We start from the raw sequence: 12,485 nt of genomic DNA, 5'->3' as shown, positions 1-12,485 counted from the left end.
AACGGATTCATCGACATCTTCACGTTGGCGATATCGACGCCCGTGTTGTCCGACTTCACGCGGACCTTCACGTTGTAATCGACCACGCGTTTCACTGGCACCAGAACCTTCATACTCCTCGACTCCCTCGATAAAAACTCATTTGATGACGAGCACCTTCGACCGGTCGAACGCCACCGTCACCGCGACGATCAGGATCAGCCCGAATACGATCTGCTGCGCAAACACGCTGATGCCCACGAAGGTCATCCCCACGCGCGCAACCGACACGAGCAAGGCCCCGACGAGCGTGCGCGCAATGCCTCCCGATCCGCCCGTCAACGCGGTGCCGCCGACGATCACCGCCGCGATGGCGGGCAACAGGAACTGATCCGCCAGCGTGGGAGAGCCGCTGCCGAGACGCCCGGCCATCACGATGCCCGCGAGCCCCGCGAAGCTCGACGACGTCGCGAACACGAGGCACTTCGTCACCGACACGCGCAATCCCGAAGCGATGGCCGCCGGTTCACCCGCGCCAATCGCGTCGACGCGCCGCCCGAACACCGTCGCGCGATGCAGGAACACGCACAATGCGAAGACCGCCGCGCCCAGCAGGATTTCGTGCGGCACGCCGAAGGACGTTCCCGTGGTCCAGCCGAGCGATGCATTGCGCATCTCGTCGCTGATGCCGATGGACCTCGTACCCGAAAGCGTCAACGCGCAAGCCGACGCGATGCCGCCGACGGCGAGCGTTGCAATGAAGGAAGGAATGCGCAGCACGGTCTGCAACACGCCGCTCAGCAAGCCGATGCCGAACGATGCCGCGAGCGCGACGACGGCAGCCATCGGACCCAGACGCGGCAGCAGCATCGCGACGATCACGCTCGCCAGCGACGCCACCGCCTGCAACGACAGATCGATACTGCCGAGCAGCACCACGAAAGTCGTCCCGGCGGCCATGATGAAGAGGGTCGAGCTATCCGCGAGCAGGCCAAACTGTGTGGAGAGCGTGAAGAAGCTAGGCTGCGCGAGTTCGATCGCGAGATACAGCGCGATGAGCGCGGCGAACGGCGCGTTGTCGCCCAGCCTGGCCTTGATTGATGGATTCATGTTCCGCATGCTGACCTCACACCATATGTTCGACGATGTCCACCTGCGAAGGCTTGCTTCCGACCTCGCACGGCATGATGACTTCGGCGCGGCCGTCGCGCATGACCATCACGCGATGACTGAGACCGAGAATTTCCTCCAGCGTGTCGCCCGTGAGCACGACCGCGACGCCCTCCGCCGTGAGCTCGCGAATGAGCTGGTAGACCTCTTCCTTCGCGCCGACATCGAGACCCCGCGTCGGGTGATCGAGCACGAGGATCGTGCTGCCCGCGAAGCGCCACTTCGCGAGCACGACCTTCTGCTGATTGCCGCCCGACAGGTTCCGGCACGATGCATCCGGTCCGGGCGCCTTGATATGCAGACGTTCGATCCATTCATCCGCGAGCACGCGTTCGGCCGACTTGCGCACCACACCCGCGCGGCTCACCGCGCCGAGACGGGGCAGCGTGAGGTTCTGCGCGACGCTCATCTGCGTGACGAGCCCTTCGAGCTTGCGCTCGCGCGGCACGTAGCCGATGCCCAGCGCGACCGCATGATTCGCGTTCGGTTTGAGCCGCGTCTCGCCGACGAACACGTCGCCCGAATCGAGCTTCTCCAGACCCGCGATGACGCGGCACAACTCCTCGCGCCCCGAGCCGACGACGCCCGCCACGCCGAATACTTCGCCGCGATGCACATCGAACGAAACGTCTTTCAGCGCGTTCGAAAGCGACGCATGACTCACGCTCAACGCGACATCCGCGCGACAGGGTTTCTGCAGGTTCTCGCGGTAGTACTCCCCGTTCAGCGAGCGCCCGACCATCATCTCGTGCAGCTTGCCGACCGACGCCGACTGGCTCGCCATCTCGGAGACGACCTTGCCGTCCTTCATCACATAGACGCGGTCGCTCAGGGCAAGCAGTTCGTCCAGCCGGTGCGACACGAACACGAAGGATGCGCGCGTCTTCAACTCGCGCACGAGGCGGAAAAGAATCTCGATCTCCGCGGCTTCGAGCACGGACGTCGGCTCGTCCAGCAGAACCACGGGCATGCCGTTCGCGCGGCTCGCGAGCGACAGCGCCCGCGCCAGTTCGATCATCTGCCGCTGGCCGAACGAAAGCGATTCGCAGAGCGCGAGCGGGTCCACGTCCAGGCGCACGTTGGCGAGTTCGCGTTGCGCCGCGTGTTTCAGCTTCGTCCAGTTGAGTCGGCCGAACGATACGAACTCTTCTTCACGCCCGAGGAACAGATTCTCGGCGACCGTCAGGTTCGGCAGGATCGACTGCTCCTGATACACCATCGCGATGCCCTTCGCCGTGGCGTCGCGCGGATTGCGAATGGAAAGCGGCTGGCCGTTCAGTGCGATCTCGCCCGAATCCTGACGGTATGCGCCCGTCAGCAGCTTCATGAGCGTGGACTTTCCCGCGCCGTTCTCGCCGATCAGACCGACGATCTCGTTCGGCCTGATTTCGATGCTCACGTCATCCAGCGCGAGCACGCCGGGAAAGCGCTTGGTGACGTTATTGAGTGTCAGCATGTCGTGTCTCCCGTCCTTATTTCACGATGCGCCGGCGCGAGCGGTTCAGCGCGAGCGTCACCGCAGCGATGATCAGCACGCCCTGAATGCCCTGCTGCACGTATGGCGGCACGCCGAGCAGCACCATGCCGTTGCCGAGCACCACGACGATCAGCGTGCCGACGAGCGTATTCAGCGGGCTGCCGTTGCCGCCCGCGAGCGAGGTCCCGCCCACCACGATCGCCGTGATCGCGATGAACAACTGGCCGCTGGCGATCATCGCGTGTCCCTGTCCGTACTGCGCCACGGCGAGAATGCCCGCGAGACCGTAGAACGCGCCGGCCAGCGCGAAGATCGCCACGCGCACCTGACGCACCTTCACGCCGGAGAGGCGCGCGAGATCCTCGCCGCCTCCAATGGCGAGTGTGTGCCGCCCAAGCAACGCATGCCGATGCACGCCCCAGGCGACGGCCAGCGCAAGCAGCGCGATCCACACCGACAACGGCAAGCCCGCATAACGCGTGATCGAAATGGAGCGCAGCGCCATGTCGCTCACGCGAATGGTGTTGCCCGACAGCCATGCCGTGCCGATACCCGACGCCACGAAGCCCACCGCCAGCGTCGTGATGAACGACGGAATGCGCAGGAACACGTGCAGCACGCCGTTGGCGAGCCCCAGCGCCACGCCCGCCGCAATGCCCACGGCGAGCACCCACAGGCCGAAGTGATTGTCGTTGTACGAGTTCTCGACCAGCATCGAAATGGCGATGGCCGCCACAGCGACGATTCCCTCCGCCGACAGATCGATACTGCCGAGCTGGATCACGAAGGTTCCGCCGAGCGCGATGGTGAGCGGAATCGCCGCCGAAATCGCGATGCGCGACAGGTTCATCGGATCGAAGAAGTCGTGATTGAGCGCGCCGATGCACAGGCCGAGCGCGACCAGCACGAGCAGTGGAGAAAAGCGCCGCAACGCCGATCGCGCGGCGGCGCCCCTGATCCCGGTCATGACTGGAGCGATGGCCTGCCGGGAAGGCGCCACGGTGAGCTTGTTCATCGGTACACCACCGGACCCGACACGCGGGCATAGACGTTATTCCAGTCGGCGGCGGGCTTCGATGCGCGCGCCATGACCTCCTGCACGTTGGCCTTCGTCACGAAGGTCGCCTTGCAGAACGATTCGCGCTTGTCCTTTGCCATGCTGGCGACATCGAGCTTCTTGTCCTTCGCCTGCAAACCCATGGACAGGCCGATGCCGCCGAGCCAGTACGGGTCCCAGTCCACCGACGCCACCAGTTCGCCCACCTTGATGGCGGCGAGTCCCGGCTGCGTGCCGTCCATGCCGGTCACCGGAAGCTGCCCCGCCAGCCCTTCCGCGCGCAATGCTTCGATCGCGCCGAGCGCCATGTCGTCGTTCGCGGCCCATACGCCCTTGATCTTCGAATTGAAGCGCGTCATCCAGGCCTGCATGATCGGAAACGCCTTCTGCGAGTTCCAGTCCGCCACCTGGAAATCGAGCAACTGAATGCCCGGATACTTCTTCAGCGCAGCGTCTAGACCGGCCTTGCGCTCGATCGCGGGCACGTTGCTGAAGATGCCGCCGAGCGCGACGACGCCGCCCTTGCCGCCCATCGCCTCGAAGAGCTTCGTCGCGCACTCCTCGCCGTAGGCAACGCCGTCGTATGAAAGATGCGCCACGTAATTCGGATTCGCGTCCCACGGATGCAGATCCTTCGGCTTGTTCCAGATCGTCGTCACGAACGCGCCCGCCTTCGAGCACGCTTCGACGATCACGCGGGCGTCGGCGGAATCGTTCGGATCGACGTTGAGCACGAGATTGCCGCCGGTCTTCTGCAGCAGCGCGCGGATATCGGCGATGCCCTTCTCGGAGCTGCCTTCGGTCGTGAGCGGCACATACGGCAGGCCGACGCTCTTCGCGAAGTTTTCGGCGCCTTTGTTGAACGCGCTGTAGTAGGGGTTGGTGAGCGAGCGGAACGAGCACGCGAGCGTGGTCTGTCCCGCACCGAACGAAAGACCCGAGAGGCCTCCGCCCGCCACGGCGAAAGCGGCGCCGGCGCCGAGCCTCATGAAATCGCGGCGCGAGAAAGTCGAGTATGAGTCGTGTCGTGACATGATGTCTCCTCCAGGAGAGCAATAAATATCTGGATATTTACTTAACAGTCGCGTCGCGACGATCAGCCTATGATCGCCGGCATGTCGCGCTTCTTTTCGGCGGACGCATCCACGCGCGGCGCACGACCGCGAATCAGGTCGGAGGCTTTTTCCGCGATCATCAGCGTCGGCGCGTTGGTGTTGGAACTGACGATGCGCGGCATCACCGACGAATCGGCCACGCGCAGTCCTTCGATGCCGCGCACGCGCAATTGCGGATCGACCACCGACATCTCGTCGACGCCCATCTTGCAGGTGCCGACCGGGTGATATCCGGTGCGTCCGTATTGCTGCGCGTAGGTTTCATAGTCGGCTTGGGTGCGCACGCTGTCGCCGGGAAAATGCTCGCGCCGGATGTACTTGCGCAGCGCGTTCTGATTCATGATCTCCCGGCTCTGGCGAATCCCTTCGACCGCCACCTTGAGGTCATGGGGATCGCGGATATAGGCCGGATCGATGATGGGCGCGTCGGCGGGATCGGCGCTGTGCAGCGTGACGTGGCCACGGCTACGCGGGCGCAGGAAATACGAATTCAGCGTGCAACCCGAACCCGAAGGCACTGGCGGCACGCCCGCCTCCACGCCCGCGCCCGGCAGGAAATGGAACTGCAGATCGGGCGTCGCCACGCTCTTGTCCGAGTACCAGAACGCCCCGCCTTCCGCGATGTTCGAGGTCACCGGCCCCTTGTTGAACAACTTGTACTCGAGGCCCGCGAGCAGCATCATGTGCTTCTTCGCGTACTTGTCGAGACTGTACGGACCGTTCAGCTCGTAGACGATGTCGATATCGAAATGGTCCTGCAGGTTCTCGCCCACGCCCGCAAGCGCATGCAGCGGCTTCACGCCCGCGCGCTCCAGCGCGACGGGATTGCCGATGCCCGAGAGCATGAGCAGCTTGGGCGAGCCGATCGCGCCGGCGGTCACGATCACTTCGCGTTCCGCGCGCGCGACGATCGCATCGCCGCGCGCGTCCCGGTCCGCATACTCCACGCCCACCGCGCGCCCACGCTCGATCACGATGCGCGCAACCAGCGCATTCGTTTTGATCGTCAGATTCTTTCGCGCACGCGCTTCGCGCAGATAGCCGACGGCGGCGCTGCATCGCCTGCCGTTGCGTTGCGTCACCTGATACACGCCGACGCCTTCCTGACGCTCGCCGTTGAAGTCGCTGTTGTACGGCATGCCGGCTTCCTGCCCCGCGCGCACGAACGCCTTCGTCAGCTCGTTCACGCTGATGAGATCGGACACGCCGAGCGGCCCGCCCGTGCCGTGATACTCGTTGCAAAGACGCTCGTTGTCCTCCATGCGGCGGAAGTACGGCAGCACGCCGTCGCGAAAGCTCCAGCCGGCACAGCCGTCGCTCGCCCAGCCGTCGTAGTCGGCGGCCTGGCCGCGCGTGAACACCATCGCGTTGATGGAGCCGCCGCCGCCGAGCACGCGGCCTTGCGCGAACGGAATCTGCCGGCCTTGCGTTTCAGCCGCCGCCGCCGTGCGATAGCCCCATGTCAGCGGGCCGCCCGTCATCTTGAAGAAGCCGACCGGCATGTGGATGTAAGGGTCCGTATCGGGCGGGCCGGCTTCGAGCAGCAGCACCCGGTTGCCGGCGTCCTCGCTCAGGCGCGCGGCAAGCGCGCATCCCGCCGCGCCGCCGCCCACGATCACATAGTCATACATGGTTGTCTCCGATGCTCATATCTTGCTTTCAGCCGATCCAGCGCGTCCGGTTGCCGAGTTGCACATGGGCCGATTTCAGTTCCGTGTATTCATCGACGCCATGACGCCCCGTCTCGCGCCCGATGCCCGACTGCTTGAATCCGCCGATAGGCAGCTCCGGGCCGCCGGTGATCGTGCAGTTGATCCACACGCGTCCCGCCTGCACTTCGCGCATGCTCTTCATCGCGCGTTGCAGATCGCGCGTCCAGATGCTCGCGGCGAGTCCGTACGGCACGCCATTGGCGAGCGCGATGGCTTCATCGAAGCTGTCGAACGTGCTGACCGCCAGCACGGGACCGAAGATTTCCTCCTGCGCGAGCGTGCTGCGCGGATCGACGCCGCGAAACACCGTCGGCTCGATGAAGAAGCGCTCGCCCTCGCTGCTCGCGCGGCCGCCGCGCACGAGTTGCACGCCGTCCCGCTTTCCCGCTTCGATGAAGCCGCGAATCTTCTCGAACTGCCGCGCCTCGACGATCGCGCCGACATGATTCGACGCATCCAGCGGCTCGCCGACGCGCACTTTCTCGAGCAAAGCGCACACGCGCTCGACCAGCTCGCCCTCGACCGACCGATGCACGATCAGCCTGCTACCCGACACGCAGCATTGCCCCGCATTGAAGCTGATGCCGAACGCGATGGCATCGGCGGCGTCGTCGAGGTCCGCGTCGGCGAATACGATCTGCGGATTCTTGCCGCCCAGCTCCAGCCCGACCTTCTTCATGTTCGCGCCGGCCGCGGTCATCACCGCGCGACCCACGGGCGTCGAACCGGTGAAGGAGATCATGTCGACGTCCATGTGCTCGGCGAGCGCCTGTCCGACGACGGAGCCCAGGCCCGTCACCACGTTGACCACGCCGTCGGGCAAACCGGCTTCGGTGAGCAGCGCGGCCAGCTTGAGCGTCGTGGTCGATGTCAGTTCGGCGGGCTTGACGACGACCGTGCAACCCGCCGCCAGCGCGAACGGCAAGCGCTCCGAGAGAATGAAGAACGGAAAATTCCACGGCGTGACGATGCCCACGACGCCGACCGGCTGACGCATCACGAGTCCGAGCACGTCGGGGCCGAGCGTGTCGTGCGTATCGCCGTGCACGACGCGCGCAAGACCCGCCGCATATTCCCAGATGCCCGCCGCCGCGTTGATCTCGCCGCGCGACTGCGCGATCGGCTTGCCGCTTTCCAGCGTCTCGAACCACGCGAGCGTCTCGCAGTTGGCGCGGATCAGCCGGGCCGCTTCGAGCAGCACGGTCGCGCGCTCTTCGCCCGAGATGCGCGACCAGCGTCCGTCGTCGAAAGCGCGGCGCGCGGCGGAGACGGCCAGGTCGAGATCCTTGCGGCTGCCGCGCGCCGTTGCCGTCACCGGCACGCCATGACCCGGACTCCTGCGCGTGAAGAACTCGTGTTCGGCAGTGGCGTAATGCTTGCCGTCGATATACATCGGCGTGCGTATCGCCTCGCGCGGAAGATTCAGGGCTGCTTTCGATTCACTCGTCGTCACCATGTCTGCCTCTTTGAAATTGCCTGACCGAAGCTTCGGATCTCCGGTCGCTTATGTACTATCCGGTTACTCTCTTGAGACGACCGTTTTGGTTTATAGTCGTCGCCAGAACGCCGGTATTCGCCGGCTCCCGGACTCTTGCGCATGAGAACCCCATGACCATTGCGACTACGCCAGAAAAAGCCGCCGCCAAAGCCGCCAAAGCCACCCCCACTCGTCAACCCAGACAGCGCGACCCCGAACTCACGCGCGCCCGAATCCTCGAAGCCGCGAAGAAGGAGTTCGCGAAACTCGGTCTCGATGGCGCTCGCGTCGAAGCCATCGCCGCGCGGGCGAAGTCCAACAAGCGGATGATCTATCACTACTTCGGCAGCAAGGAGAATCTGTTCCTCGAAGTGCTGGAGGACGTCTATGCCGACATCCGCACCGCCGAACGCAAACTCGATCTCGATCACCTGTCACCGGAGGACGCGATCGGCGCCCTCGTCACGCATACCTGGAACTACTACCTCCGCAACCCGGAATTCCTGAACCTCGTGAGCAACGAAAATCTTCACAAGGCGCGTCACGTGAAGAAGTCCGCGCGCTTCAAGGAACTGCATCAGGGCTTCACTTCGATGCTGCAACGCATACTCGATCGCGGCGTCGAATCCGGCGCGTTCCGCAGCGGCGTCGATCCACGACATCTGCACATCACCATGGCCGGCATCAGCTACTACTATCTGACCAACCGTTTCACGAGCGGTCTGATCTTCGACTTCGACTTCATGGACAAGGAAGCGCTCGATTCCCGCCTTGCCTTCAACATCGATACCGTGCTGCGGACGATCCGCAAGTCCTGAGCGCATCACGCGCGCCGAGAGCGCGGCTCATGCGCTTTCACCTTCCGCCGCGACGAGAAGCCGTTCATCGATGAGCGGACGAAACGCCATGCGCGCCAGCACATCGCGCTCGATATCGATGCCGGGCGCCACTTCGATCAGACGCACGCCCGCATCTTCCAGACGGAACACCGCGCGCTCCGTCACGTAGAGCACTTCCTGACCGGTGATGCGCGCACGCTCCGCGCTGAACGTGATGTGCTGAACGCGCTCGACGAGCTTCGGCACGCTGCCCGGTGAACGAATGCTCACGCGCCCTTCGTGTTCCTCGACCACGAGTCCCTTCGCCTCGAAGCTGCCGCAGAACACGATCTTCTTAGCGCCCTGCGTGATGTCGATGAACCCGCCCGGACCCACGACCGTCGCACCCAGCTTCGACACGTTGATGTTTCCCGCGCGATCCATCTCCCCCATGCCGAGGAAGGTCACGTCGACGCCGCCGCCACTGTAGAAATCGAACTGATCGACGCTCGACAGGATCGCGTCCGCGTTGCGCGCGGTGCCGAACATCGCGCCATCGAGCATCGCGCCGTTGTGAATGCCCTGCTCCACCGAGCCCCAGAAGCTGCCCATGCGCCCCTGATCCGCGAGCAGGGCGGGAATGCCACCAGGAATGCCGAAGCCGAAATTGGCCGACTGTCCGGCCTGCAACTCGCGCGCCGCACGCGTGGCGATGATGCGGCGGATGCCCGTAGGCAGTTCGTAGAAGCCGTCGTCGATCGGCGTCTGCACTTCGCCGCTGATCGCCGGGTCGTATTCCGCCACCGCGCATTGCACCTGCGGCCCGTGTTCGACGAGCGCATCGACGAGAATGCCGGGAATGCGCACGAGCCGCGCCGGCACGTAGTCGTCCTGCGCCCGCGCCTTCACCTGAACGATCACGCGGCCGCCGCTGTTGTGCGCCGCGAGCGCCGCGGCGTAGACATCGAGATCGGCCGGCTCGCGACGCAACGTGACGTTGCCAGCCTCATCGGACGTGGAGCCGCGCACGATCGCGAAGTCCACCTTGAAGGGCTTGTAGCGAAGGTATTCGCGACCATCCAGCTCGACGAGTTCCACCAGATCCTCGGTCGCGCGGGCGTTGATCTTGCCGCCGTCGATGCGCGGGTCCACGAAGGTCCGCAGCCCCACATGCGTGACGAGGCCCGGGCGTCCCGCGCCGATCTCGCGCAGCAAGGTCGAGATCGCTCCAGCCGGAAAGCTGTACGCCTCGATCGATTCGTCCTGCGCCAGTTGCTGCATTGCAGGCGACCAGCTCCAGTGTCCGCCGATCACTCGTCTGACCATTCCCTTATGCGCCAGGCGGCCTAGTCCGCTGCCTTTGCCATCGCCTATGCCGAGTGCGTGAACGATCGTCAGATCGCGCGGATGCCCGGTCGCAAGGAAACGCTCCTCCAGCTTCGCGAGCACCGCGTCGGCTTCCAGCAAACCGCCGCCGGAACCGGCCAGCGCGATCGTCGCGCCATCGAAAATTTGCCCGACCGCGTCCGCGGCCCGCATCCACTTGCTCAAGTCATCCTCCTTTCTGATCGGCCGCGAAACTCGTTGACAGCGCCGATCCGTTGGTCTTAAATAACCCACCAGATGGTTACTTGTTGCGAATACTGGCACACGAAACCACGTAATTCAAGGGCTTTTGCGAGGCGCTCGGGTTTACCTGAACCGGTCGGCCGAACGCAAATTCCGGGCCCTTCCCTATCGATTGGAGACGACATGAAACTCTCGGAAACACATCAGCAGATTCGCGACACGACGCGCCGCTTCGCGCAGGAAGTCATTCGTCCGCTCGCGGAAGAACTCGATCGCGAGGAGCGCTTTCCCGCGGAGATTTATAGGCAGATGGGCGAGCTCGGGCTGTTCGGCATCACCGTGCCGGAAGATTTCGGCGGCGCGGGGCTCGATGTCGCCGCGTATGCGCTCGTCATGGAGGAGTTGTCACGCGGCTATGCGTCGGTGGCGGATCAATGCGGCCTGCTCGAACTCGTCGGCACGCTGTTGAGCGTGCATGGCAGCGAGGCGCAGCGTGCGCAGTACATGGAGCCCTTGTTGCGCGCCGCGCTGCGGCCGGCCTATTGCATCACCGAATCCGATGCGGGCACCGATGTCTCCGGGATCCGCACGACCGCCACGCGCACCGCCGACGGCTGGGAACTCAACGGCGCGAAGCTGTGGATTCATAACGCGCCCGTCGCCGATGTCGCGTTCGTGCTCGCGCGCACGAATCCGGCCGCGGGCAAGCGCGGCATGAGCATCTTCATCGTCGACTGCCATCTCGATGGCGTGTCGAAAGGCCCGAAGGAACACAAGATGGGGCAGCGCGCGTCGCAGGTGGGCGAACTGCATTTCGACCGCGTGAAGCTGCGTCATGACGCGTTGCTCGGCGAGGAAGGACGCGGCTTTCACATCATGATGAGCGTGCTCGACAAGGGCCGTGTGGGCATCGCGGCGCTGGCGGTCGGCATCGCGCAGGCCGGTCTCGAAGCCGCGCTTGAATATGCGCAGACGCGCAAGCAGTTCGGCAGTCATCTCGCGGAGTTCCAGGGCGTGCAATGGATGCTCGCCGACATGGCGAAAGACATCCAGGCCGCGAGGCTGCTCGTGCACGACGCGGCCGAACGTCTCGATGCGGGCGACCGCGCGAGCATCGCCTGTTCAATGGCAAAGTGCTTCGCGGGCGATACCGCCGTGAAGCACAGCGCGAACGCCGTGCAGATTTTCGGCGGCAGCGGCTACATTCGCGGCTATGAAGTGGAGCGCCTGTATCGCGACGCGAAGATCACGCAGATCTACGAAGGCACCAATCAGATTCAGCGCACGATAATCGCGCGCGATCTCGTCGTGAACGGAGCATCGCTGTGAGCGCGCGGCCCATTGCACTCGTCACGGGAAGCCGGCGCGGCATTGGACGGGCGATCGCCATCGAACTCGGGCGCGCGGGCTTCGATATCGCCCTTACCGATATCGCCGCAAGCGACGAACTCGATCACGCCGTACGCGAAGTCGAAGAAACCGGCGCGCGCGCGATTGCCGTGGTGAACGATCTCGCTGATCTGCAAAGCCATCGCGCGATGCTGCTTGAGATCGAAGCGCGCCTCGGCAGCACGATCGATTGTCTCGTGAACAATGCGGGCGTCTCGGTCATGTCGCGCGGCGATCTGCTCGATGTCACGCCCGAGAGCTTCGACCGCTGCATGACGGTGAACACGCGCGGCACGTTCTTTCTCATGCAGACGTTCGCGAAACACATGCTGGCGCGCACGCGTGCGAGCATCGCGGCGCATCCGAGCGTCATCACGATCACGTCGTCGAACGCGGTCGCGGCTTCGCCCGCGCGCAGCGAATACTGCGTCTCAAAGGCCGGGCTTTCTATGGCGAACACCTTGTTCGCGTTGCGGCTCGCGCCGCACGGCATTGGCGTGTACGAGGTTCAGCCGGGGCTCATCGCCACCGAGATGACCGCGCCATCGAAAGAACGCTACGACGCGCAGATGGAGCAAGGTCTCACCGCCATCAAACGCTGGGGCACGCCGCAGGAAGTGGCCGTCGCCGTGCGCACGCTCGCGACCGGCGGTTTGCCCTATAGCGTTGGCCAGGCCATCCGCGTCGATGGCGGCCTGCTCGTCACCAAATACTGATCCGAC

10 protein-coding genes and 1 pseudogene are annotated in these 12,485 nt (G+C 64.5%); 3 read left to right on the top strand and 8 right to left on the bottom strand.

The window, feature by feature from the left end; translation table 11 throughout:
* The 7 genes and pseudogenes from AWB79_RS39180 to AWB79_RS28990 all read right to left on the bottom strand — a co-directional run.
* Positions 1–113: pseudogene (locus AWB79_RS39180) on the bottom strand (electron transfer flavoprotein subunit beta/FixA family protein); the annotation flags it as partial.
* 25 nt (positions 114–138) lie between these two features.
* Positions 139–1,089 (bottom strand): ABC transporter permease, encoded by a 951-nt coding sequence (locus tag AWB79_RS29015; protein ID WP_232471058.1) that lies wholly within the window; start codon positions 1,087–1,089, stop codon positions 139–141.
* 16 nt (positions 1,090–1,105) lie between these two features.
* Positions 1,106–2,605, bottom strand: coding sequence for a sugar ABC transporter ATP-binding protein (locus AWB79_RS29010; RefSeq protein WP_061170897.1), 1,500 nt, complete (start codon positions 2,603–2,605; stop codon positions 1,106–1,108).
* Positions 2,606–2,621: 16 nt separating this feature from the next.
* Positions 2,622–3,641 carry an ABC transporter permease gene (locus AWB79_RS29005; RefSeq protein WP_074169446.1) on the bottom strand — a complete coding sequence of 340 codons (1,020 nt, stop codon included), beginning with the start codon at positions 3,639–3,641 and terminating at the stop codon, positions 2,622–2,624.
* A complete protein-coding gene (locus AWB79_RS29000; protein ID WP_061170895.1) occupies positions 3,638–4,717 on the bottom strand; it encodes a sugar ABC transporter substrate-binding protein in 1,080 nt (359 codons plus the stop codon). Before AWB79_RS29000 ends, AWB79_RS29005 begins: the two co-directional genes overlap by 4 nt.
* Positions 4,718–4,779: 62 nt before the next feature.
* On the bottom strand, positions 4,780–6,429 hold the full coding sequence (locus tag AWB79_RS28995) for a GMC family oxidoreductase (RefSeq protein ID WP_061170894.1): 1,650 nt from the start codon (positions 6,427–6,429) through the stop codon (positions 4,780–4,782).
* 28 nt (positions 6,430–6,457) lie between these two features.
* Positions 6,458–7,966, bottom strand: a complete 1,509-nt coding sequence (locus tag AWB79_RS28990; RefSeq protein WP_061170893.1) for an aldehyde dehydrogenase family protein — start codon at positions 7,964–7,966, stop codon at positions 6,458–6,460.
* Positions 7,967–8,118: 152 nt separating this feature from the next.
* Between AWB79_RS28990 and AWB79_RS28985 the strand changes: the two genes are divergently transcribed.
* Positions 8,119–8,805 (top strand): TetR/AcrR family transcriptional regulator, encoded by a 687-nt coding sequence (locus AWB79_RS28985; RefSeq protein ID WP_061170892.1) that lies wholly within the window; start codon positions 8,119–8,121, stop codon positions 8,803–8,805.
* A gap of 27 nt (positions 8,806–8,832) precedes the next feature.
* Here AWB79_RS28985 and AWB79_RS28980 read toward each other — a convergent pair whose 3' ends face one another.
* Positions 8,833–10,344 carry an acyl CoA:acetate/3-ketoacid CoA transferase gene (locus AWB79_RS28980; RefSeq protein WP_061170912.1) on the bottom strand — a complete coding sequence of 504 codons (1,512 nt, stop codon included), beginning with the start codon at positions 10,342–10,344 and terminating at the stop codon, positions 8,833–8,835.
* Positions 10,345–10,557: 213 nt separating this feature from the next.
* On the opposite strand from AWB79_RS28980, the gene AWB79_RS28975 reads away from it, so the two are divergent.
* Both AWB79_RS28975 and AWB79_RS28970 read left to right on the top strand, forming a co-directional pair.
* Positions 10,558–11,703 carry an acyl-CoA dehydrogenase family protein gene (locus AWB79_RS28975; RefSeq protein ID WP_061170891.1) on the top strand — a complete coding sequence of 382 codons (1,146 nt, stop codon included), beginning with the start codon at positions 10,558–10,560 and terminating at the stop codon, positions 11,701–11,703.
* Positions 11,700–12,479: a 3-ketoacyl-ACP reductase gene (locus tag AWB79_RS28970; RefSeq protein WP_061170890.1), complete on the top strand. Its 780-nt coding sequence runs from the start codon at positions 11,700–11,702 to the stop codon at positions 12,477–12,479. The genes AWB79_RS28975 and AWB79_RS28970 overlap by 4 nt, the downstream gene beginning before the upstream one ends.
* Positions 12,480–12,485: the final 6 nt, after the last annotated feature.

This window comes from Caballeronia hypogeia (assembly GCF_001544875.2).
Taxonomy (GTDB): Bacteria; Pseudomonadota; Gammaproteobacteria; order Burkholderiales; family Burkholderiaceae; genus Caballeronia; species Caballeronia hypogeia.
This window is presented reverse-complemented; position numbering and strand designations above follow the sequence as displayed.

Coding starts and splice junctions, on each gene's coding strand:
- AWB79_RS29015 (WP_232471058.1), bottom strand. CDS start 1,089: ATGAATCCATCAATCAAGGCCAGGCTGGGCGACAACGCGCCGTTCGCC.
- AWB79_RS29010 (WP_061170897.1), bottom strand. CDS start 2,605: ATGCTGACACTCAATAACGTCACCAAGCGCTTTCCCGGCGTGCTCGCG.
- AWB79_RS29005 (WP_074169446.1), bottom strand. CDS start 3,641: ATGAACAAGCTCACCGTGGCGCCTTCCCGGCAGGCCATCGCTCCAGTC.
- AWB79_RS29000 (WP_061170895.1), bottom strand. CDS start 4,717: ATGTCACGACACGACTCATACTCGACTTTCTCGCGCCGCGATTTCATG.
- AWB79_RS28995 (WP_061170894.1), bottom strand. CDS start 6,429: ATGTATGACTATGTGATCGTGGGCGGCGGCGCGGCGGGATGCGCGCTT.
- AWB79_RS28990 (WP_061170893.1), bottom strand. CDS start 7,966: ATGGTGACGACGAGTGAATCGAAAGCAGCCCTGAATCTTCCGCGCGAG.
- AWB79_RS28985 (WP_061170892.1), top strand. CDS start 8,119: ATGACCATTGCGACTACGCCAGAAAAAGCCGCCGCCAAAGCCGCCAAA.
- AWB79_RS28980 (WP_061170912.1), bottom strand. CDS start 10,344: ATGCGGGCCGCGGACGCGGTCGGGCAAATTTTCGATGGCGCGACGATC.
- AWB79_RS28975 (WP_061170891.1), top strand. CDS start 10,558: ATGAAACTCTCGGAAACACATCAGCAGATTCGCGACACGACGCGCCGC.